Annotated in this window: 22 protein-coding genes; 9 read left to right on the forward strand and 13 right to left on the reverse strand. The window is 75.3% G+C overall.

Annotated features, from left to right (window positions below; genetic code table 11):
• From WDZ17_RS14860 to WDZ17_RS14880, 5 genes are all read left to right on the forward strand, one after another.
• Positions 1-695, forward strand: a 695-nt coding sequence (locus WDZ17_RS14860; RefSeq protein ID WP_339575956.1) for an MFS transporter, incomplete at its 5' end; no start/stop codon positions are given.
• A gap of 58 nt (positions 696-753) precedes the next feature.
• Positions 754-2,247, forward strand: coding sequence for a sulfatase family protein (locus WDZ17_RS14865; protein ID WP_339575957.1), 1,494 nt, complete (start codon positions 754-756; stop codon positions 2,245-2,247).
• A gap of 9 nt (positions 2,248-2,256) precedes the next feature.
• On the forward strand, positions 2,257-3,234 hold the full coding sequence (locus WDZ17_RS14870) for a sugar-binding transcriptional regulator (RefSeq protein ID WP_339575958.1): 978 nt from the start codon (positions 2,257-2,259) through the stop codon (positions 3,232-3,234).
• 60 nt (positions 3,235-3,294) lie between these two features.
• On the forward strand, positions 3,295-5,553 hold the full coding sequence (locus WDZ17_RS14875; protein WP_339575959.1) for an arylsulfatase: 2,259 nt from the start codon (positions 3,295-3,297) through the stop codon (positions 5,551-5,553).
• 164 nt (positions 5,554-5,717) lie between these two features.
• Positions 5,718-6,410: a DUF6518 family protein gene (locus tag WDZ17_RS14880; protein WP_339575960.1), complete on the forward strand. Its 693-nt coding sequence runs from the start codon at positions 5,718-5,720 to the stop codon at positions 6,408-6,410.
• 52 nt (positions 6,411-6,462) lie between these two features.
• On the opposite strand, the gene WDZ17_RS14885 is transcribed toward WDZ17_RS14880, so the two are convergent.
• The 4 genes from WDZ17_RS14885 to WDZ17_RS14900 form a co-directional block, all read right to left on the reverse strand.
• Positions 6,463-7,713, reverse strand: coding sequence for a methyl-accepting chemotaxis protein (locus tag WDZ17_RS14885; protein WP_339575961.1), 1,251 nt, complete (start codon positions 7,711-7,713; stop codon positions 6,463-6,465).
• Positions 7,714-7,876: 163 nt separating this feature from the next.
• Complete coding sequence (locus tag WDZ17_RS14890) at positions 7,877-9,016, reverse strand: GmrSD restriction endonuclease domain-containing protein (protein WP_339575962.1); 1,140 nt, start codon at positions 9,014-9,016, stop codon at positions 7,877-7,879.
• Between the two features lie 222 nt (positions 9,017-9,238).
• A complete protein-coding gene (locus WDZ17_RS14895; RefSeq protein WP_339575963.1) occupies positions 9,239-9,955 on the reverse strand; it encodes a PKD domain-containing protein in 717 nt (238 codons plus the stop codon).
• 197 nt (positions 9,956-10,152) lie between these two features.
• Entirely contained in the window at positions 10,153-10,779 is a 627-nt protein-coding gene (locus tag WDZ17_RS14900; protein ID WP_339575964.1) for a DUF6318 family protein, read from the reverse strand.
• A 147-nt stretch (positions 10,780-10,926) separates the two neighbouring features.
• Between WDZ17_RS14900 and WDZ17_RS14905 the strand changes: the two genes are divergently transcribed.
• Positions 10,927-11,280 (forward strand): DoxX family protein, encoded by a 354-nt coding sequence (locus WDZ17_RS14905; RefSeq protein ID WP_339575965.1) that lies wholly within the window; start codon positions 10,927-10,929, stop codon positions 11,278-11,280.
• Between the two features lie 76 nt (positions 11,281-11,356).
• Here the strand turns inward: WDZ17_RS14905 and WDZ17_RS14910 are convergent, their stop codons facing one another.
• The 5 genes from WDZ17_RS14910 to WDZ17_RS14930 form a co-directional block, all read right to left on the reverse strand.
• On the reverse strand, positions 11,357-11,809 hold the full coding sequence (locus WDZ17_RS14910) for a VOC family protein (RefSeq protein ID WP_339575966.1): 453 nt from the start codon (positions 11,807-11,809) through the stop codon (positions 11,357-11,359).
• Between the two features lie 41 nt (positions 11,810-11,850).
• Complete coding sequence (locus tag WDZ17_RS14915; protein WP_339575967.1) at positions 11,851-12,606, reverse strand: TSUP family transporter; 756 nt, start codon at positions 12,604-12,606, stop codon at positions 11,851-11,853.
• Between the two features lie 63 nt (positions 12,607-12,669).
• On the reverse strand, positions 12,670-13,416 hold the full coding sequence (locus WDZ17_RS14920; RefSeq protein ID WP_339575968.1) for a TSUP family transporter: 747 nt from the start codon (positions 13,414-13,416) through the stop codon (positions 12,670-12,672).
• 49 nt (positions 13,417-13,465) lie between these two features.
• Positions 13,466-14,074 (reverse strand): hypothetical protein, encoded by a 609-nt coding sequence (locus WDZ17_RS14925; protein ID WP_339575969.1) that lies wholly within the window; start codon positions 14,072-14,074, stop codon positions 13,466-13,468.
• Positions 14,075-14,247: 173 nt separating this feature from the next.
• The gene (locus WDZ17_RS14930) at positions 14,248-16,530 is read right to left on the reverse strand and encodes a glycoside hydrolase family 3 C-terminal domain-containing protein (protein ID WP_339575970.1); all 2,283 of its coding nucleotides are present in this window, start codon (positions 16,528-16,530) and stop codon (positions 14,248-14,250) included.
• Between the two features lie 56 nt (positions 16,531-16,586).
• Between WDZ17_RS14930 and WDZ17_RS14935 the strand changes: the two genes are divergently transcribed.
• The gene (locus WDZ17_RS14935; RefSeq protein ID WP_339575971.1) at positions 16,587-16,805 is read left to right on the forward strand and encodes a hypothetical protein; all 219 of its coding nucleotides are present in this window, start codon (positions 16,587-16,589) and stop codon (positions 16,803-16,805) included.
• Positions 16,806-16,817: 12 nt separating this feature from the next.
• Here WDZ17_RS14935 and WDZ17_RS14940 read toward each other — a convergent pair whose 3' ends face one another.
• From WDZ17_RS14940 to WDZ17_RS14955, 4 genes are all read right to left on the reverse strand, one after another.
• Positions 16,818-17,717, reverse strand: coding sequence for a formylglycine-generating enzyme family protein (locus WDZ17_RS14940; protein ID WP_494516976.1), 900 nt, complete (start codon positions 17,715-17,717; stop codon positions 16,818-16,820).
• A 95-nt stretch (positions 17,718-17,812) separates the two neighbouring features.
• A complete protein-coding gene (locus tag WDZ17_RS14945; RefSeq protein ID WP_339575973.1) occupies positions 17,813-18,160 on the reverse strand; it encodes a DUF202 domain-containing protein in 348 nt (115 codons plus the stop codon).
• Positions 18,157-18,540, reverse strand: a complete 384-nt coding sequence (locus WDZ17_RS14950) for a YidH family protein (protein WP_339575974.1) — start codon at positions 18,538-18,540, stop codon at positions 18,157-18,159. The genes WDZ17_RS14945 and WDZ17_RS14950 overlap by 4 nt, the downstream gene beginning before the upstream one ends.
• Positions 18,537-19,769, reverse strand: a complete 1,233-nt coding sequence (locus WDZ17_RS14955) for a cation:proton antiporter domain-containing protein (protein ID WP_339575975.1) — start codon at positions 19,767-19,769, stop codon at positions 18,537-18,539. Before WDZ17_RS14955 ends, WDZ17_RS14950 begins: the two co-directional genes overlap by 4 nt.
• Before the next feature lie 155 nt (positions 19,770-19,924).
• On the opposite strand from WDZ17_RS14955, the gene WDZ17_RS14960 reads away from it, so the two are divergent.
• Positions 19,925-20,881: an ABC transporter ATP-binding protein gene (locus tag WDZ17_RS14960; protein ID WP_339575976.1), complete on the forward strand. Its 957-nt coding sequence runs from the start codon at positions 19,925-19,927 to the stop codon at positions 20,879-20,881.
• Positions 20,878-21,762 (forward strand): ABC transporter permease subunit, encoded by an 885-nt coding sequence (locus tag WDZ17_RS14965; RefSeq protein ID WP_339575977.1) that lies wholly within the window; start codon positions 20,878-20,880, stop codon positions 21,760-21,762. The genes WDZ17_RS14960 and WDZ17_RS14965 overlap by 4 nt, the downstream gene beginning before the upstream one ends.
• The last annotated feature ends 96 nt before the right edge of the window (positions 21,763-21,858 follow it).

A 21,858-nucleotide genomic window follows, 5' to 3' on the forward strand; every position in this document is an offset into this window, starting at 1 on the left:
TGCTGGCGCGACGGGCCGAGGCCGCCGCGCCGGCCGAGACGCCGCAGGCCGCACCGGGGCTCGGGACCATCGTCCGCACCCCCGAGTACCGCAGGCTCGTGGCGTTCTTCTCCAGCTACTGGGCCGTCGTCTCGTTCCTGGGCGGACCGCCGTTCATCTACACCGCGCTCATCTTCAGCCAGGTGGTGAACTTCAGCGGCTCGCAGGCCCTCCTGCTCAGCGCGTCGCTCTCGGTCGTCTACGTCATCGCCAACATCGTCGGGCAGTACTTCGTGCTCGACCAGCTCGGCCGCAAGCCGCTGGCCGTGGGCATCTGCTCGGTGGCCGCCGTCGCCGCCCTCGCCACCGGGCTGCTGGAGGGCTCGCCCGTCGGGCTCGTCGTCGCCTTCGGCGTCTTCGCCGTCTGCACCCAGACCGCACCGATCCCGTTCTGGCCCTGGTCGGTGGAACAGCTGCCCACCCGGATCCGCGCCACGGGGCAGTCCTTCGGGAGCGCGAGCGGCAAGCTCGGCCAGTTCATCGGCCTCAACCTCTTCACGGCCGGGACGATCACCGCGATCGGCTGGCTGCCCTACTTCGCCTTCATCGGGGTCGGCTTCGGCGCCCTGGCGATCTTCGTCGCGCTGCGCGGGACGGAGACCAAGGGCGCCGACCTCGACCGGCTGGACCGCGTCGCCCCCGGCCGGACCACCTGAGCGCCGCGGAGGCAGTCCGCCGCACCTGCTCGCCCACCGACGCACGAAGGAGCCCGCGATGCCCGACCAGCGCCGCCCCCACGTCCTGATCATCTCCAGCGACCAGCAGCGCTACGACGCCGCCGGCTGCTACGGCAACGAGCACATCCGTACCCCGGTCCTGGACGAGCTCGCCTCCGACGGCGTCCTCTTCGAGAACGCCTACGCCCAGAGCCCCATGTGCGCGCCCTCCCGGGCCAGCCTGATGACGGGCATGTACCCGCAGAACCACGGCCTGTGGGCCAACGGCGTGCAGCTCGCCGACGAGCACCGGCTGCTGTCGCGGGTCCTCGCCGACGCCGGCTACGACTGCGGGCTGGTCGGCAAGTTCCACCTCGGTGCCGCCGCGGGCGGACGCACCGAGGAGCGCGTCGACGACGGGTTCCGCGTCTTCGAGTGGGCGCACGACCCGACGCACACCTCGCCGCAGAACCGCTACCAGCAGTGGCTCGCCGAGAAGCACCCCGAGGTCTACGCCGAGTACCGCTCGACCGTCGGCGATCGGCCGTGGGACTCCGAGGCCGGCAACAAGGCCCGGGGGGCGCTGTTCCTCGACACCATCACCCCCGAGGCGCACTACAGCACCTGGGTCGCCGAGAAGGCGGTCGAGTTCATCGAGGACCCCGACCGGCCGGACGCCCAGCCGCTGTTCCTCGTCGCCAACTTCTTCGACCCGCACCACCCCTTCGGTGCGCCCGCGGCCTACCGCGACCTCTACGAGCCTGCCACGCTGCCGACCCCCGTCGGGAGCGTGGAGGAGCTGTCGTCCAAGCCGTCCCCCCAGCTCGGCTACTCCCGGACGTCCTACGCCGGCACGGCCCCGGGCTTCCAGGACTACTCGCCGGAGGAGATCCAGGGCCTCGTCGCCGACTACTACGCCATGGTCACCCAGGTCGACGACCAGACCGGCCGGATCCTGGCAGCGCTGCGCGAGCGCGGCATCGCCGAGGACACGCTCGTCGTCTTCACGAGCGACCACGGCGAGATGCTCGGCGACCACGCCATGGTCCTCAAGGGCCCGATGATGTACGACTGCGCCGTCAAGGTGCCGCTCATCGCGCGCTGGCCCGGGCACCTGCCGGCCGGGCGCCGGGTGGGCAGCCCCGTGCAGACCGTCGACGTGACGAGCACGGTCCTCGCCGCCACCGGCACGCGGGTGGCGCTGCCCCGGGCGCAGGGCCAGGACCTCGCCGAGGTGGCCCGCGGCGTCGACGGGGCCGGGCGGGACTGGGCGCTGGTGGTCTACCGCGACAGCAACTTCCCGCAGGACCCTCCCATCCACACCACCGCCCTGCGGGTGGGGGACCACAAGATCGTGCTCTGGCACGGGCGCCCCGCGCTCGCCGGCCGCCTGGAGGGCGAGCTGTACGACCTGGCAGCGGACCCCGACGAGCTCGTGAACCTCTGGGACGACGCCGGCTCCGCCGACCTCCGCCGCGCGCTGACCGAGCGGCTCCTGGAGACGCTCGTCGCCGTCGAGGACCGCAGCAACCCCCGGGTCGCCGCGTGGTAGGGATGCCGGGTGCCCCGACGTCCCGCCGCCCGCCCCGTGCGCCGAGAGCCCGACGACGCCGCGCTCCTGGCGTCGGTGGCGCGTCGGTACTACGTGGACGACGAGTCCAAGGTCTCCATCGCCGAGGGCCTCGGCGTCAGCCGCTTCCACGTCGCCCGGCTGCTGCGTGAGGCCCGTGACCGTGGCCTCGTCACGATCGCGATCTCGACGGGAGGGCTCGTCGACGGCGACCTCGGCGCCGCGCTGCAGGACCACCTCGGCGTGCGGCGGGCGGTCGTCGTCGCGGCCGTCCCCGACCAGACGAGCGCCGTCGTCGTGCGCAACCTCGGCCGGGTCCTGGCCGACCTGCTCAGCACCGAGGTCGTCGAGGACGAGGTGCTCGGCCTGGCGTGGAGCCGGGTCGAGGCCAGCATGGTCGAGCAGCTGGCCAGCATCGAGCGCTGCACGGTCGTGCAGCTCGCGGGCCACCTGCTCGTCGAGGGTGAGACGTCGAGCGGCATCGAGCTGGTGCGGCGCACCGCCGCCCTCGGCGGTGGCGCCGCCTACCCGATCTACGCCCCCATGGTCGTGGACGACGCGGTGTCGGCGGCGGCCCTGCGCCGCAGCCCCGAGGTGGCTCACGCGCTCGCCCGCGCCGACCACCTCGACCGTGCGGTGGTCTCGATCGGCGCCTGGGGCTCGTCCCGGTCCCGGGTCTTCCGCCGGCTGTCTCCCGAGGTGCAGCAGCGCGGTGTCGACCTCGGCGCGGTCGGCGAGATCAGCGGGCGTGTCTTCGACGACTCAGGGGCGCTGCTGCCGGAGATCCTCGACGACCGCGTCGTGGCCGCGACCCTCGACCAGATCCGCAGCACCCCCACGGTCGTCGCCACGAGCTGGGGCGCCGAGTCCGCCGGCGCCGTGGCGACCGTCAGCCGCGTGGGCTGGGTGGACACCCTGGTCGTGGACGAGTCCCTCGCCCGCGCCCTCCTGTCGGCGCGGGCCCGCTAGCGACGCGGTCGGCCCCGGCCGTCGGACAACTTCGCGACGACCGAGAGGACGAGCCCGAGCATGAGCGAGCCGGCCGAGACCCCGACCACCCCGCCGGAGGGGCACGTCGGGCGTACCTACGCGGACTCCACCCCGTGGTGGCCCGAGCCGGCGCGCCCGCGCGAGGGGGCCCCGGACGTCGTCCTCGTCGTCCTGGACGACGTCGGCTTCGGCAGCCTGGGTTGCTTCGGCTCGGAGATCGCCACCCCGACCATGGACGCGCTGGCGGCCGAGGGGCTGACGTACACCAACTTCCACGTCACCCCGCTGTGCTCGCCGACGCGGGCGAGCCTGCTCACCGGCCGAAACCACCACGCGGTGGGCATGTCGATGCTGTCCAACGCCGACAGCGGCTTCCCCGGCTACCGCGGCCAGGTGACCCACGCCGCCGCCATGGTGCAGGAGGTGCTGAGGGACACCGGCTACAGCACCGCCGCGCTGGGCAAGTGGCACCTGGCGCCGATGGACCGCACGACGTCGGCCGGGCCGTACGACCAGTGGCCGCTGGGCCGCGGGTTCGACCGCTACTACGGCTTCCTCGAGGGGCTCAGCGACCACTTCCTGCCCGAGCTGGTGCAGGACAACACGCGGGTCGAGCCCCCGGCGACGCCCGAGGAGGGGTACCACCTCACCGAGGACCTCGTCGACCGCGCCATCGACCACGTCTCCGACCGCGTCTCCGTCGCGCCGGACACCCCCTACTTCCTCTACCTCGCCCTCGGTGCGGCGCACTGCCCGCACCAGTCCCCCGAGCGGTACCTGCAGGCCCAGCGCGGCCGCTACGACGAGGGCTGGGACGTCGTCCGCGAGCGGCGCCTGGCCCGGCAGAAGGAGCTGGGCGTCGTCCCCCCGGACACCGAGCTCGCACCCCTGAACGACGGCGTCCGGCCCTGGGCGGACCTGTCCGACGACGACCGCACGGTGATGGCCCGGCTGCAGGAGGCCTTCGCCGCCATGCTGGAGCACACCGACGACCAGCTCGGCCGGCTGATGGCGCACCTGGAGCACCTCGGCCGCCGCGAGAACACGCTCGTGGTCCTCATGAGCGACAACGGCGCCAGCCAGGAGGGTGGGGCCCTCGGCAACACCAACACCCTCGCCTACGAGAACGGCGACACGACGACGACCGAGGAGTCCCTCGCCCGGCTGGACGACATCGGGACCTGGCGCTGCCACAGCAACTACCCCTGGGGCTGGGCGCAGGCCGCCAACACCCCCCTCAAGCGCTACAAGCAGAACGTCCACGCCGGCGGCGTCCGCGCGCCGCTGGTCCTCAGCTGGCCGGCCGGCATGGCCGGTGCCGCGGGCGGGCTGCGGACCCAGTTCCACCACGTCGTCGACGTGGCCCCGACGTTGCTGGACGTCGTGGGCGTCGCCGCCCCGGAGGTCCGCCGTGGCGTGCCGCAGATGCCCGTGCACGGCACGTCGATGCGCTACACCTTCGACGACGCGGACGCGCCGAGCCGCCGGCGCACCCAGTACTTCGAGATGTACGGGCACCGGGCGCTGGTCTCCGACGGCTGGAAGGCGGTCGCCTACCACGAGCGCCACTCGCCGTACGAGTCGGACCGGTGGGAGCTGTACCACCTGCCCAGCGACTTCTCGGAGTGCCACGACCTCGCCCAGGAGCGCTCCGACGTCCTGCACGAGCTCGTCGGACGCTGGGAGTCCGAGGCCGAGCGGTACTCCGTCTTCCCGCTGGACGACCGCAACTTCGCCGAGCGCGCGGCGCAGTACTCCAGCGCGGCCTCACCGCGACGCCGTCGCCGCTACGAGCTGCGCCCGGGTATGGACACCGTCCCGGGCGGCGTCACCCCCCTGGTGTACGACCGGTCCTACCGCATCGAGGCCCATGTGCGCCTGGCCGGGCACGACGAGGGGGTCCTCCTGGCGCACGGCGACGTGAACGGCGGCCACGTGCTGTTCGTCCGTGACGGGCTGCTGCAGTACGAGTACAACCACCAGGGCACGCGCTACCACGTGGCCGGGGCGCTGCCGGGCGCCGGGGAGCACCGCCTCGCCGTGGCCGTGCAGCGGACGGGCGAGCGGCAGGCGCTCGCCCGGCTCCTCGTCGACGACGCGGAGGTCGGCTCGCAGCCGCTGGCCTCCACGGCCCGCTTCATGATCGGATGGCAGGGCCTCCAGGTCGGCCGCGACCCGGGCTCGCCCGTGAGCCTGCGCTACCCGCGCGGCTTCCCCTTCACCGGGCACCTGGAGAAGGTGGTCGTGGCCCTCGCCGACGACGGCGGTGCCGACGCGCCGCACGAGGTCCTCGACTGAGGAGAGCGCTCGAGGCACCGGCCGCAGCGGGTCCGGTCCCGGCCGGCTGGTCGCCCGAACCGGCCGCACGCGGGGGTCAGGACCCCGGTGAGCTTCGCGGTAGACCTGCTCGACCGGCGCGGCGTCCAGGGCAGCCGAGGACGGCGTCCCGGGCAACGGCGCGGGTGGCGCCCCGACGGGAGGCGACGGCAGCGACCAGCACGCAGACGCAGCAGAGCCGGACCGGCGCGGGGGCCGGGACGGTGCGCGGCGTCCTCGCACCGCTCGCCCTCTCGGCGGGCGTGGGGCTCGGCGGCGGCGTGCTCACCTCCTACGCGCAGCTCGGGCTGCCCGAGGTCCTGGCCCCGCTGGCCAACTCGGCGTCGTCGTGGTGCCTCGTCGCCGGGCTCGTGGCCCTGACGGCGCGCTCGGCTCCCGTCGGTGCCCTGTGCGGCGTCGTCGCCCTGCTCGGGATGGACGCCGGGTACGGCCTCGGCTCGGAGCTGCGCGGATACACCTACGGCTGGGGCACGGCCACCTTCTGGGCTCTCGCGGCGCTCCTGGCCGGACCCGTCGTCGGCGCCGGCGTGCAGTGGGTGCGCACGGACCGGCGGCGGCTCGCGCCGGTCGCGGCCGGCGTGCTGGCCGGCGTCGTCCTCGGGGAGGGCGTCTACGGCCTCGCGGTCGTGGGCGCGACCACGCCGACCGCGTACTGGGTGGGTCAGCTCGTGGTCGGCGCGCTCGGGCTGGCCGCGGTCTGCGCCCTCCGTCTCCGCGAGCGCCGCCGGGTCGCCGTGGCCGTGCTCCTCGCCGTCGTGCTGGTCGCCGCCTTCGTCGGCGTCTACCGGCTGCCGCTCATCGCCTCCTTCTCCTTCTGAGCCGTCGCCCCGCCGCACCCGCCGACGGCCTCGGTCCGGCCGCGCCCGCGGGTCAGAAGCGGAAGTGCCCCACGGCCGTGCGCAGGGAGGCGGCCCGCCGCGCGAGCCCGTCGACGACGACCTCGCTGCTCGCCAGGGACTGCGTCGTCGTCGCGGACGCGGTCGAGACCCCCTCGATGGTGGCGGCGATCTCCCCGGACGCCGTCGCGGCCTCGGTGACGGAGCGCACCATCTCGGCGGTCGTCGCCGTCTGCTCCTCGACGGCCGAGGCGATGGAGGTCTGCGACGCGGCGATGTGGTCGATGACGGCACCGATGCGGCCGATGGCGTCGACCATCCCGGCGGTGTCGCCCTGGATGCCCTCGACGCGGCGGGTGATGCCCTCGGTCGCCCGAGCCGTCTCCTGCGCGAGGTCCTTGACCTCCTGCGCGACGACGGCGAAGCCCCGGCCGGCGTGCCCGGCGCGGGCGGCCTCGATGGAGGCGTTGAGGGCCAGGAGGTTCGTCTGCTCGGCGATGGAGGTGATGACCTTCACGACCTCGCCGATCTGCTGGGAGGACTCCCCCAGCCGCCGCGCCGTCGCGCTCGTGCCGGCGACGGCGTCGACGGCGTCCGCCGCCACCTGCGCGGCCTCGGCCGCGTGCCGGCTGATGTCCCCGATCGCGGCACCCATCTGCTCCGACGAGGCGGCCATGGACCCGACGGTCCGGGAGACCTCGCCCGCCGCGGCCGAGACCACCTCCGCCCGCGCGCTCGTGCTCTCCGAGGACGCCGAGATGCGGCTCGAGGACGTCGAGAGGTCCTGCGACGACGTAGCGACGGCGTCCGCGGCGGCCGAGACCTCCTGCAGGAGGTCGCGCAGGTTCATGACCGCGGTGTCGAGCGCGAGGCTCATCTCGCCGAGCTCGCACTTCGTGCCGTAGGAGCTCGCCCGCGTGAGGTCGCCGTCGGCGAGGGCGAGGGCGACGTCGCGGATGTCCTGCATCCCGCCCTCGAGGCCCTTGGCGAAGGAGAGCGCCCACGCGGCGGACAGGGCGACGCCGACGACGACGAGGCCGCCCGCGAGGACGAGCGCTCCCGTCCACACGCCCTCCCCCGCCGTCCCGGCGGCCGTCGCGCGGGCGTGCCCGGCGACCAGCACGCCGGCCGCCGCCAGCGGCAGCAGGGTCGCCAGCACCGCCGTCGCGACGATCTTGCTGCGGGTGCTGCGGTCGTAGATCCACTGGAGCAGCCGCGGTCGTCGCTTGCCGGTCGCGCAGACGTTGCCGTCGGCAGCCGTGACGACGGCGACGGCAGCAGCCACGGGACCTCCAGACGGCGGGGGCGACGGCGCGCGGAACGTCGCCGACCGGCGGTGCACCGGTGACCGCACCGGGCGACCGGTGCGGGGGTGCCCGCACCTGCGTCATCGGCCGACCGACGTCGTGGTTGAGCAGTTGACGAGGTCTCGCGGAGGACCAGCCGCGTCAGCCCTCGCAGACGACTCCGTCGCCGTCGGCGTCGCGGTACCAGTCGTACTCCGGGTCGGTACCCGCGAGGTACTCGCCGTAGCCGGCGTCCAGCGCCGCGCCGCACGTGTCGAAGCGCGGGTCGGCCCCGCCGGCAGCGTCGTCGGCGGGGGCCTCGGCCGCGGGCTCTCGCTCCTCCGGCTCCGGCTCCGGCTCCGGCTCCGGCTCCGGCTCCGGCTCGGGGGCCGGCTCGCGCTCGGCGACGCCGGCGACGTCGAGGCCCGCGCCGCGCGGCGGCGTCCCCGTCGCGTCGGCGGTCGGCAGCGGCTCGTCGGGGCAGTCGGCGAGGACGCGCGCGACGGCGTCCCGCTCGGCGGGGGTGACCCACGCGCCGTACGCGACCTTCACCGCGACCTGCCGGGCCACGTAGCCGCAGCGGACCGCGCGCTGGGGCGGCAGCCAGGTCGCGGCGTCGCCGTCGCCCTTCGCGCCGTTGGTCGGGCCGTCGACGGCGAGGAGGTTGAGCGGGTCGTTGGCGAAGGCCTCGCGCGTCGCGGCGTCCCACTGCTGGGCGCCCTTCTGCCACGCGTCGGAGAGGGCGACGACGTGGTCGACCTGCACCTGCGAGCTGGTCTGCACGCCGCGGGTGAACTCGAGCGTCTCGCCGGTGTACGGGTCGGGCAGCAGGCCGGTGAGGACGACGCAGCCGGCGGTGCGCGCGTCGAGGACGACGTCGACGAGGTCTCGGCGCAGCACGTCGTTCCTCGTGTCGCAGCCGTTGCGGTCGACGTCGGCCCACGCCTGACCGAACGCCTCGCGGTCGTAGCCCGTCGTCGGCGCCCGACCCTTGACCTCGAGCGTCGCCAGCGCGGCGAGCGCCGTCCCCGGAGCGGGGTCGGGCGTCGACGGCTCCGGGGTCGGCGGTGCGGGGCTCGCCGGCTCCGTGGTGGACAGTCCTGTGGTCGACGGCTCGGGGACCGACGCGGGCCGGCTGCTCGACGCAGGCGGCGTCGCCGACGCGCTCGGCGCGGCGGCGGTCCCGTCGGGGGTGGGCGCCGTCGTCGTGCCCGCGCCGGGTGCGCTCGCCGTCCCGCAGCCGGCGGCGAGGGCTCCGAGGATCGCGACGACGACCAACGGACGGGAGGACGGGCGGGGCACCCCGCGACCATCGGCGCCCGCGCGGGCTCCCTGGAGACGCCACGCCGGTCACCCGACGCTCGTTGTGGACCGAGGACGCGCCTGACCGCGTCGTCGGTCCACATCCTCAGGACGACCAGGACCTGGCTGGCCGGCCGCCGTCGGAGGTGGGCCCTGTGTCGTCTCGTCGCGGCGCACCGCGACGAGGGCGCGCACCTTCGTCGGTGGGGTGGGTCGACCCGCTCACCCCAAGGTGTCGGCGACGGGGACGTTCTGGCCCTGGTACGTCGTGACGGGCAGCGGTTCGCTCGTCACCTGCGCCTGGCCGGGGATCGGCAGGAAGGGCTCGCCCTGGACCGAGTACTCCCCCTCGTAGTGCGTGGTGAGCGTGATGGCGTACCGGCCGGGCGTCTCGTAGGCGTGCGTGACCCGCAGGTCCGGCCACGGCGCCCCCGGGTCGGACGTCGGCCCGACGACGGTGCCGTCCCCGTAGTCCCAGGTGTAGGCGACGGGCGTCGCCCGGACGGTCACCGGGAACCCGACGAGCTCCGTCTGGAGCTCGACCGGCTCGGCCTCCGCGTACGTGTTCGTCGGCGTGTTGAGCAGGACCTCACCGCCGGTCGGCTGAACGGTGCTTGCGCCCGCCGGGAGCGGGAGGCGCTGGAAGTCGGCCTGCGTCATGACGGGGAGAACCACCGGTTCCGGCTCGGCCGCGACGGCCTCGGGGTCTACCGCCTGGGCCGGCGTCAGGCACTGCCGGCCCTGCTGCACCCAGTCACCGCTCTGGACGCCGTCCGTCGCCGGTGCGCGCCAGCGGAAGAACATCAGTTGGCCGGGTGGGCAGACGGCTCGCGTAGCCGTGCAGTCGGTGTTGAGACCGCCGTTCGGGTCGTTCCCGGAGCAGCCGGGCTCGAGTCGATAGACGTAGGGGTCGGGTGCAACCTCCGCGCCTCTTGCCATGGAGGCACCCACCGGACGCGCCTCATTCGCGCTGCGCCCGGGCGTTTGCGGCTCGGGCTGCTCGCCGCGTGCCTGCGCAGCAAGATCAATATGGGAGCCACGAGCCTTGGTGGCGAGGCTCCGGCCTACGTCACCGTTGTCGGCGAAGCCCCATAAGGGTGTAGCTGTCACTACGAGAAGCGCCAACGAAGTTGCAATCAGGTACCGAGCCCGAACATGCGCCATTCCTCTCCCTCCCACCGAAGCACAGCCCCTAAGGAAGCGGACTCTCCGCTGACGTCGCGCGCTTCGCCATTGTCACTAATGACTCGGTATGGGTCCTGGCTATAGGCGACCGCGACAATCGTGACGCCTGTGCCATCCGGCGTCGGCGCTACTGCTTCGTTGAGAGCGAAAGTCCCCCCCTCAACGCGAAGACCTTGTGCCCTGTACTCATCAACCTCGCTCGAGATCTGCCTGCACACGTCGCACTCATCCGACGAGACCGCCAGCATTGGCTCGGCATCGAGATTGTCATACGCAAAATTCACGGCATCAAACCAATGCCTCACGAACGCCTCAGCTCCCGCCGCGTCGTTCGTCGTCGCCTCGGGCGGCAGCGTCGGTGCCTCGGTCGGCACGGCAGAAGGCTCCGCGGTCGGCGTCTCCGTCGCGTCAGACGTGGGCGACGCGCTCACCGACGGTGCCGTGCTCGTCGCCTCGGTCGGTGCCGCGCTCGTCGCCACCGCACCACCCGTGGGCAGCGGACTCCCCGGCTCGGGCTCGCTGCAGCCGGCGAGGACGAGCGCCGCGGTGGCGGCGACGACGGGCAGCAGGGGGCGCACCGGCCGACCGTAGCCAGGGAGCACCGCCACGAACCGGTGAAAGCGCGACCCCTGTGGATGACGAGGGCTGTTGGCGCCGGGTCCGCGTCACCGCCAGAGTGAGCGTCGCCGCGGCCCGCGGCGCCCCGTCACCTCCGGAGGTCCCTGGTGTTCGTCGCCACCGTCGTCCTGTCGATCGTCCTCGCCGCGCTGCTCGTCGTCTCGGCGCGGGGCAAGCTCACCCACGACGCGACGATCATGCGGATCATGCGCCACGTCGGCGCCTCCGACCGGCTCGTGCGGGTCCTGGCCTACCTCGAGATCGCGGGCGCCGTGGGCCTGCTCGTCGGGCTCGTCGGGCCGCTGGGCTGGATCGGCGTCCTCGCCGGCGTCGGCGTCGTCCTGTACTTCCTCGGTGCGCTCGTCGCCCACCTGCGCGTCGGCGACAAGAACGTCGTCGCGCCCGCGGTGCCGCTCGTGCTGGCCGTCGTGGTGCTCGCCCTGCGCTCCGCCAGCGCCTGACGCCGACCGGCTGCACGACGTCGACGTAGAACACGTCCTCGTGCAGCCGGCCTCCGGGTGACGTGAGAGCCCCGGGTCACCCCAGCGGCGTCATCAGCTCGAGGTTGATGTCGTCGGGGTCCTGCACGGAGAGGATCGCCATCCCGATCTGCGGCATCTCCATGACCTCCCCGTGCTCGACGCCGGCGTCCTCGAGGCGCTGCGCCGCGGCGTGCAGGTCGTCGACCGAGCCGACGGCGAGGCCCACGTGGTCGAGACCCACGCGCGTGGAGTCGAAGCGGTCGCCCGCGGGCGCCACCGGGCGCAGGCCCAGCAGCTGGTCCCCCACCGGGAACGTGCAGCCGGCGAAGAAGCGCTGCGGGTCCGAGCGCGCCTCCGGGTCGTCCGCCTGGTCGCTGAAGTCGATGGCCGGCTCGACGCCGAGGAGGCGGCCGTAGAAGGCCTTCGACCGCGCGATGTCCGTGACGGTCAGGCGGACGTGGTGCACGGCGCTCGGCCGCGCGACGGGCTGGTCGGTGGTCTCGCTCATGGCGCCACCGTGCTCCGCCCGAGGCCGGCGCGCACGGCGGGTCACCGGACGAGGACGCCGACGAGCCCCTCGAGCAGGATGCTCAGCGCCCCCAGCACCGACAGCACGAGCAGCCCGAGCCGGGCCGCGGCGGGGCTGAGCCGCCGCACGAGGAGCTCGCCGAGCGCGACCCCCACCGCCGCCGCCAGCACCGCGCCAGCCCACAGCCACCACGGCAGCCGCAGCAGCGCCGTGGGCTGCAGGAGGACCTCCACCGCGGCCGCGACGACCCCCACGACGACGAACCACGGCTGCACCGACGCCGTGAACGAGCGCTGCGGCCACCCGCTGAGCACGGCGTAGACGCTGAGCACCGGGCTGCCGAGGCCGGCCGCGGCGTGCAGCACGCCCGACGTCGCGCCGCCGCCGACGGCCGGGCCGAGGCCGTGCAGAACCGGCTCGCGCCCCGCCGACCGCGCCGAGAAGGCCAGCGCGGCGAGCACGAGCGCCCCCAGCACGAGCTCCAGCCAGGCCGACGGCACGGCGCGGGCGAGCAGCAGCCCCGGGACGACGCCGACCAGCGCCGCGGCGGTGACGGGCACGACGCGACGGAGGTCGACGTCGCGCCGCACGCGGGCGAGCACCAGCAGCGCCACCACCGCGCCGAGCAGGTTGACGAGGACGACGCCCGGCGACGGCCCCACGAGCAGCACGAGCACCGGCGCCGCGACGACGGCGAAGCCCAGACCGGTGACGCGCTGGGCCGCCGCACCGACGACGAGGACGAGGGCCACCACGAGCGCCGCCGTCGTCGTCACGTCGGCGCAGCCTGCCACTCGTGGCCCGGGGCCCAGGGGCTGGCAGTGGCGAAGCGGTGGCGGTCAGGCGCCGAGCAGGTCGACCGCGCCGCGCACGGCGATCGTCCCGGCGCCCGCCGCCGCCACCACGAGCAGCGCCGCGCGGGCGCGTCCGGGGCTGATGCGCCGGGACGCGCGGTCGCCGAGGAGGACGCCCACCGCGAGGGCGCCGGCGATGCCGACCCACACCCACCACGCCAGCGGCGGCAGCGCGCTCGCGTCGATGGCGACCTTCGAGCCGAACGAGACCAGTCCCGTCGAGATGAACAGCGGCTGCAGCGTCGCCGCGAAGGACCGCTGGGGCCAGCGGCTCGCGACCGCGTAGACGCTGAAGGCGGGGCCGCCGACGCCGGCCGTCGTGTTCATCACCCCCGCGGCGACGCCGGCGACGACCGCCGGCGCGCGGCCCGTCATCGCCGGCGCCCGTCGCGCCAGCAGGGACGCCGCGAGCGCCGCCAGCACGAGGAGGCCGACGACGAGCTCGAGCCAGGCGCTCGGGACCGACTGCGCCAGCACCGAGCCGGGCAGGATGCCGACGACCGCGGCCGTGATGAGCAGCGCGTAACGGCGCCAGTCGACGTCCCGGCGCAGCCGCCAGAGGATCAACGAGCTCGTCATGGCGGCGCACACGTTGACGACGAGCACGCCCCCGAGCGGGCCCAGCGCGAGCGACAGCACGGGCACCGTCGTCAGGGCGAAGCCGAGGCCGGTGATGCGCTGCGCCGTCGCCCCGAGGACGACGGCCGCCAGCACCGCCGCCGCCAGGAGCACGGGCGCACCCTGCCACCCCGCCGACCGGTCACCCGACCGCGCGCCGTCGTCAGGGGCGCAGCGCCAGCCTTCCCGCCGTCGCCCACAGCGACAGGGCGGCGAGGGCGCCGACGACGACGCGCACGACGTCGTGCGGCACGAGCGCGACGAGCAGGCCGATGCCGACGGCTCCCGCGACGGCCATGCCGGCGCCCGTCCACCGGTACTCCGGCTGGTCGAAGGCACGGGCGAGCGGGAGGAAGTGGACGCCCACGACGACCGCGACCAGCGGCGCGACGACCTGCGGGACGTCGGTCAGGGCACCGAGCAGCACCACGAGCACGATGACGACGGCCTGGAAGACGTTGGTGCGCCCCACCAGCCGCCGCCACCCGGCAGGCTGGCTGCGCAGCCGCTCGGTGACGCCGTCCCGGGCCCGCCGCGGTCGGTGCGCCAGGGCCACGAGGACGAGCGCCACCACGAGCCCGGCCCCGCGCAGGCCCCAGGCCGGAGCGCCTGCGACCCCGGACGCCGCGACGAGCACCCAGAGCACCGAGAACGCGGCGAGCACGACGGCCCCTCGCCGCCGGAGCGTGCGGCTCCAGCGGTCGGCGGCCTCACCGCTCGTCGGCACCTCGGCACGGCCGCGCGTGCCCGTTCCCCCACGGACTGCCCTCACGACGGCCGAGCGTGGCAGCCGGCTCGGGCCCGTGGCCAGGGTGTGCGCGCATCGATCCCGTCACGGGCGGCCCCTGGGGCGATGCCGTCGCGGTGCCGACCGGGCGCCCCCGACGTGTGGCCATGTCGGGGTGCGCGGGCCTCGTCAGGCCCCGACATGGCCACACATCGGGGTCAGCCCGCGGACGCCTCCTCCGCCATCGCCGGGAGGTCGTCCTCGCGCACCGGGAAGCCGGGGAAGCGGGCGAGCCGCACGAGCGGGATGGCCCGCATCATGGCGCCGTTCTGCGGGTCGTCGAGCGCGGCGACGGCGTCCCCCAGCCGCTCGCGCAGGCGCGGCCCGGCCACGGGGTGCGCGAGCCAGGTGCCCGCCTCGGACTGGGGGGTCAGCGGCGACGTGAGGTCCTCGCCCTCGACCTCGACGACGGCGGCCTGGCGGACGTCCCGCGACGACGCCCCGACGCGGACCTCGTACGGCCCGCCCTCGAGGACCCACCGCCCGTGCACCTCGCTCCACTGACCGAGGTCGCGGGCGGACAGCGTCAGCGAGACGCGCTCGGAGGCACCGGGCTCCAGGGCCACCCGGGCGAAGCCCACGAGCTCCTGGACCGGGCGCAGCACGCCCGGCCGCTGCGGCGCCGCGTACACCTGCACGACCTCCGCCGCCGCCCGCCCGCCGGTGTTCGTGACGACGAGCTGCACGTCGACGGTCGTGCCCTGCCCCGCGCCCGAGACCTCCGCGGACAGGCCGGAGTGCTCGAACGTCGTGTACGACAGGCCGTGCCCGAAGGGGAACGACACGGCCATCCGCCGGGTGTCGTACCAGCGGTAGCCCACGAGCAGGCCCTCGCCGTAGCGGACGACGCCGGAGTCGCCGGGGAACGCGCCGTACGCCGGGGTGTCCTCCAGCCGCACCGGCAGCGTCTCCGCGAGGCGGCCGGACGGCGACACCGCGCCGTAGAGCAGGTCGGCCGTCGCCGAGCCGCCGGCCTGCCCGAGCAGCCAGCCCTCGAGCAGCGCGGAGGTGTGGTGCACCCACCCCTCGACCGCCACGGCCGACCCGTTGGACAGCACGACGACGACCCGGTCGCACACGGCGCGCACGGCCTCCAGCAGCTCGACCTGCGCGGCCGGCAGGTCGAGGTGCGTGCGGTCGTACCCCTCGGACTCGTACGACGCCGGCAGGCCGAGGAACAGCAGCGTCACCTCCGCGCCGCGCGCGGCCTCGACCGCCTCCACGACGAGCGCGTCGTCCACCCTGTCGTCGGCGCCGCCCTCGAGCGCGTACCCGGCCGCGAAGACGACCTCGCGGCTCGTGCCCTCCCGCAGCGCGGTCAGGGCGTCGTCGAGCCGGGTCGGGTTCACCTGCGACGAGCCGGCCCCCTGGTAGCGCGGGCTGCGCGCCATCTCGCCGACGACGGCGATGCGCCCGCCGCTCCTCGGGTCCAGCGGCAGCACACCGTCGTTGGTCAGCAGGACGGCGCTCTGCCGGGCCGCCTCCCGGGCCAGGGCGTGGTGCGCGTCGGCGTCGAAGGTCTGCCCCGGGGTCAGCGCGGGCAGCGCCCGCGCGACCAGCTCGAGCACCCGCCGGACGCAGGCGTCGAGCTGCGCCTCGGTGAGGGTCCCGGCCTCGAGGGCGGCGCGGATGCTCGCCTCACCGACGCCGCCGGAGGACGGCATCTCGAGGTCGAGGCCGGCCGCGACGCCGAGCGCCCGGTCGTCGACGGCGCCCCAGTCGGAGACGACGAGCCCCTCGAAGCCCCAGTCCTCGCGCAGCACCTGCGTGAGCAGCCAGGGGTCCTGGCTGGCGTAGACGCCGTTCACCTTGTTGTAGGAGCACATGACCGTCCACGGCTGCGCGCGCGTGACGACCCGCTCGAACGCCGGCAGGTAGATCTCGCGCAGCGTGCGCTCGTCGACCTCGGCCGAGACGCTCATCCGCTCGGTCTCCTGGTTGTTCGCCGCGAAGTGCTTGAGCGACGTCCCCACGCCACGGTTCTGGACGCCGTCGACGAGCGCGGTCGCGAGCTCGCCCGCGAGCAGCGGGTCCTCGGAGAAGTACTCGAAGTTGCGCCCGCACAGCGGCGACCGCTTGATGTTGACGCCGGGGCCGAGCAGCACGGCGACCCGCTCGGCGCGGCACTCGTCCGCGAGGGCCTCGCCGACGCGGCGCAGCAGGTCCGGGTCCCACGTGGACGCCAGGCCCGCGGCGGGCGGGAAGCACGTCGCCGGCACGCTGGCGTTGATCCCGACGTGGTCCGACACCCCGAGCTGCTTGCGCAGCCCGTGCGGGCCGTCCGTGACCATCACGGCCGGGACGCCCAGCCGCTCCACGCCCTGCGTGTGCCAGAAGTCCTGGCCCGAGGCGAGGGAGATCTTCTCCTCACGCGTCAGCTGCGCCATCACCGCGTCCACGTCGAGCGTGCGAGGCAGGTCCGGGTCACGGGTGCTGGTCATGCGGTCTCCTCGTCGAGAGCGGTCCGTGCGCGGCGCAGGGCCGTAGCGTGGTCGGGATGCTGCGCCGACACCCCCGGGCCACGTCCTTCGTGCTGCGGTTCGTGGCCATCATCGCGGCCCTGCTGCTCGTCGACCTGCTCGTGCCCGGCCTCGGCTTCGTCGTGCGGCTCGGCGTCGCCTTCGTGGCCAGCCTCGTCGTCGGCCTGCTCGTGGACCGCTGGCTCGGCCTCGGCGGCGGCCGGGACCGGGCGAACGGGCCGCCCGGCCAGAGCTGAGCGACCGACGCCTCAGGCCCGGCCGACGGTCCGGAACCCGGCGTTGCCCGTGGAGGAGTCGGGGGTGTTCGACGAGCGCGCCGAGCAGCGGTAGCGGTTGCAGTACGAGTCGTGGCACAGGTACGAGCCGCCGCGCATGACGCGCTCGGCGCCGGCCTCGGGTCCGCGCGGGTCGTGGCGCGGGGAGCGGCGGTAGGTGTCGGCGGCCGACCAGTCGGCGCACCACTCCCAGACGTTGCCGACGGTCTGCCAGAGGCCGTAGGCGTTGGGCGCGTAGGTGCGCACCGGCGCCGTGGTGAGGAAGCCGTCCTCGCGCGTGTTCCGCGTCGGGAAGTCGCCCTGCCAGATGTTGCAGGCCCACTCGCCGGTGAGCTCGTCGCCCCAGGGGTAGCGCGCGCCGACGAGCCCTCCGCGGGAGGCGCACTCCCACTGCGCCTCCGAGGGCAGCGAGCGCCCGGCCCACGTGCCGTACGCGACGGCGTCGTTCCAGCTGACGTGGACGACGGGGTGGTCCGCGAGCCCGTCCAGGTCGGACCGCGCCCCGCCCGGGTGCCGCCAGTCGGCGCCGCGCACGCCCAGCCACCAGGGCGTCTGCGGCGGCTGCCCGAGGACGTCCTCGGGCGGGGCCGCGAGCGCGAGGTGGAAGACGGCGGAGTAGCCGAACACCTCCGCCTCGGTGCGGAACCCGGTGGCGTCCACGAAGCGCGCGAAGTCGGAGTTCGTCACGGTCGTCGCGTCCACCGAGAAGGCGTCGAGCTCCACCTCGTGCACCGGCGTCTCGCCGTCGGCGGGCCGGCCGTCACCGCGCGCGTCGCCCATGAGGAAGGTCTGCGCCGGGACGACGACCTGCTCGACACGGTGGTCCCCGTGCGCCCCGCCGGCCGCCGCCGGCCCCGTCGCCGACGACGGCAGCGGGCCCCGCACGGGGCCCTGCGTCGGCTGGACGACGTCCGCGGCCGACGGCGCGCAGCACGCCGGACGTCCCCGCCCCTGCGCGTCGTCCCCGCTCACGGGAGGGCCCTGACCAGCACGAACGCGAGCGCGCCGAGGCCGACGGCGACGAGCGCCCCCGCCAGCGCGGCGCACGCCGCACCGGGCGACGCGGGCACCGCGACGTCGGCGTCCCCGGTGAGCCGCGTGGTGACGTGGCGGTAGCGGGCTGACGTGGTGGCGTAGGCGAGGCCGCACAGGAGCAGGCCGGCCGCTCCTGCGACCACGGCGGGGAACCCGAGCTCCGGCGTCACGAAGCGCACGACGGCCGCGCTGGCCACGGCCAGGGCGAGCGTCGTGCGCCGCCAGGCGAGGAGGGTCCGCTCGGGCTGGGCGCCGCGGTCGAACAGCGCCGTGCCGCTCACAGCAGCAGCCCGACGACGAGGAGCACGCCGGCCACGACGACCCCGCCGGCGACCAGGGCCGACAGCGACGGGGCGGGCAGTGGACGACCGCGGCGCATCGCCCGCTCGACGCGGGCCCACCCGAGCCAGGCCTGCGCGGCCGCGAGCAGGCCGAGCACGACGAACAGCAGGGCGGCGGCCTGGCGCAGCACCTCCTGCAGGGGCAGCGCCAGGGCCTCCACGGCCACCCCCGCGGCGAGCAGGGCCAGCGCCGTCCGCACCCAGGCGAGGAAGGTGCGCTCGTTGGCGAGGCTGAAGCGCGGGTCGGGCTCGTCCCCCGTGCCGTACACCCGGCGGGGGAACCGGCGGGGCGTGCCACCCCGCGTCTCGTCGCCGCTCACGACGACCCACTGTGCCGCGTCCGGCCGCTGCCGTGCGCGCGGCCGAAGGCGCGCGTCGCCGGTGCCGCGGTGACGCCGAAGGCGACGACGCTCACCGCGACGGCCAGCGTCCCGGCGGCGAACACGCGCGGGTCGCTGACCCCCTCGTCCAGGCTGTACGCCAGGTAGAAGACGGCGCTGACGCCCATGGGGCCGAACCAGCCGGCGAAGGCGCCCTCGCGCCAGGAGAGCCCGAGCGGGCGGTGCAGGAGCAGCAGCACGGGCAGGCGGCGCACGAGCAGCACCGCGGCGGCGAGGACGGCGGCGCCCCAGCCGAGCGCGGCCCAGTCCGACCACGGGAGCACGACGCCGAGCAGGAGGAAGAACGGCAGGACGGCGTAGCGGTTGACCGCCTCGTCGAGGGAGTCCTGCGGCTCTCGGTCCGACGTCGGCACGACCCGGTTGTAGGCGAGGCCGGCGACGAAGACGGCGAGGACGCCGTCGGTGCCGACCAGCCGGGCGACGCCGAGGACGGCGACGGCCAGCAGCAGGGTGAGGACGAGCCGCGGCCCCCCGGCGAGCGCCCGGCGGTCGTCGGCGTCCGGCACGAGGTGGCCGACGACCGTCCCCAGCACCGCGCCGACGACGACGGCGCCGAGGACCTCGCGGACCATCTCCACGGCAGCCCCGCCGGCGGTCAGGCCCGGCAGGACGACGGCGAGGCCCACGAGCACGAACGGCAGGCCGAGCCCGTCGTTGGCGCCGCTCTCCGCCGTCAGCGCCTGGCGCAGGCGGAGGGGGAGGTCGCGCTCGGCCGGGCCGCCGGAGACGACGGACGACGCGAGGACCGGGTCGGTCGGCGACAGGCACGCCCCGACGAGCAGCGCCAGGCCCAGCGGCAGACCCGCCGCGAGCGCGGCGGCCCCGCCGACCACCATCGCCAGCGGCATGACGACGAGCAGCAGCAGCGCGACGGGCCGGACCACCGACCGCAGGCCCGACCACCGGAAGCGCAGCGCCGCCGCCATCACCGACCACGCGAGCAGCAGGCGGGTGCCCTCGAGGAGCAGCACGTCGCGGGTGCCGTCGTCGAGCTCGACGAGGCCGAGGACGGCCGGGCCGACGAGGACCCCGAGCACCAGCGCGAGCAGCGGCTCGCTGATCGGCGAGCGCCGGACGACCGTGCTCACCAGCGCCAGGGCGACGCCGAGCACCCCGACCATCGCGTAGACCAGGTGCAGCTGCTCCACGGGACCTCCTCGTCGGCGGCGGGCGGCGGGACGCCCCGCATGGTGGTGGACGCCGCAGGAGCCGGTCCACACGGGGAGGTCCGGTCCGCCCGTAGCCTGGGCCGCGCCGGCGACGGGGTCGGCGACCACCGACCCCCAGGCGAGAGGAGCCCGCCGTGATCGAGGCCCGCGGCCTCACCAAGCGCTACGGCGACAAGGTCGCCGTGGACGACCTGTCGTTCACCGTGCGCCCCGGCTCCGTGACGGGCTTCCTCGGCCCGAACGGCGCGGGCAAGTCGACGACGATGCGGCTGCTGCTCGGGCTGGACCGGCCGTCGTCGGGCGCGGCGCTCGTGGGCGGCCGGCGGTACCGCGACCACCGCGCGCCGCTGCGCGAGGTCGGCGCCCTGCTCGAGGCGCGCGCCGTCCACCCGGGCCGCAGCGCCCGCGCGCACCTGCTCGCGCTCGCCCGCACCGAGGGCATCCCGGCCCGTCGCGTGGACGAGGTCCTCGACCTCGTCGGGCTCACCGCCGTCGCCCGCAAGCGGGTCGGCGGCTTCTCGCTCGGCATGGGCCAGCGCCTCGGGATGGCGACGGCGCTGCTCGGCGACCCGCGCACGCTCCTGCTGGACGAGCCGGTCAACGGCCTCGACCCGGACGGCGTCCTGTGGATCCGGACGCTGCTCAAGGGCCTCGCGGCCGAGGGCCGCGCCGTCCTCGTGTCCAGCCACCTCATGAGCGAGATGGCCATGACCGCCGACCACCTCGTCGTCGTCGGGCGCGGGCGCCTGCTGGCCGACACGAGCGTCTCCGAGCTCGTCGCCCGGACGCAGGACTCCGCCGTGACGGTGCGCTCGCCCCAGGCGGCGCGGCTCGCCGTCCTGCTCGGTGGCGTCGGGGCGACGGCTCGGCCCGGCGAGGGCGGCGCGCTCGAGGTGCACGGGGCGCCGGCGGCGCGCATCGGCGAGCTCGCCGCGCGCCACGGCGTCGTCCTGCACGAGCTGGCCGAGCGCCGCAGCTCGCTGGAGGAGGCCTACATGGCCCTCACCCGCGACAGCCGCGAGTACCGGACGGACGCGCCGGGGCCGGCCGCCGACTCCCCCGCGACCGCACCGGCAGGAGCCGCCCGATGAGCACGACGACCACCTCGCACGACACCGCTCACGACACCGCCCGGGGCACCTCCCCGGCCGGCTCGGTCCCCACCGGCTCCGGGCGCGTCGGCCTCGCCCGCGTCGTGCGCGCGGAGTGGACCAAGCTGGCGTCGCTGCGCTCGACGTGGTTCCTGCTGCTCCTCGTGGTGGTGCTCGGCGTCGGCCTCGCCACGATCGCCGGCTGGGGCTCCTCCCAGGCCATCGACGCGACCGAGGCCGGCACGCCCCCTCCCGGCGGACCGCCGGGAGGTCTCGGGGCCGACGCGCTCGGCGCCTCGGTCCTCGCCTCCACCACGCTCGGGACCCTGCTCCTGGGGGTGCTCGGCGCCCTGGTGATGTCCGGCGAGTACTCCACCGGCACGGCCACGGCCACCCTCACGGCGGTCCCGCGGCGCTGGCCGGTGCTGCTGGCCAAGGCGGTGCTGCTCGTGCTCGTCACCGCGCCCGTCGGTTTCGTGGTCAGCGTCGCCGGCTTCCTCCTGGGCGAGTCCTTCCTCCCGGCGTCCGCGTCGCTCGCCCTCGGTGACCCGGGCACGTGGCCGGCCGTCCTCGCGACGACCGCCTCCATGGTCGCCACGGCGCTGCTGGGTCTCGGCCTGGCCACCCTGCTGCGGAGCACCGCGGGCGCCATCACGGCGCTCGTCGCCCTCACCTTCATCGGTCCCCCGCTCCTGGGGCTCGTGCCGTGGGACTGGGTGCAGACGGCCACCGAGCACATCCCCAGCACGGCCGCGGGCTCGATCGGCCTGTACGCCGGTGACCCGGTGCTGAGCACCACCGCCGCGGTGCTCACGCTGGTCGGCTGGGCGGTCGTGCCGCTCGTCGCCGGCCTCGTGGTGCTGCAGCGCCGAGACGTCTGAGCCCGTCCGCGCCGGGCGACCTGCAGAAGTCCCCGGCCTCGTCCGCCTCAGGCCGCTGACGCGAAGATTCCCCTGGGCGAGGGGTCAGCCGGTTGC

The organism is Pseudokineococcus basanitobsidens (assembly GCF_037482545.1).
Lineage (GTDB): Bacteria > Actinomycetota > Actinomycetes > Actinomycetales > Quadrisphaeraceae > Pseudokineococcus > Pseudokineococcus basanitobsidens.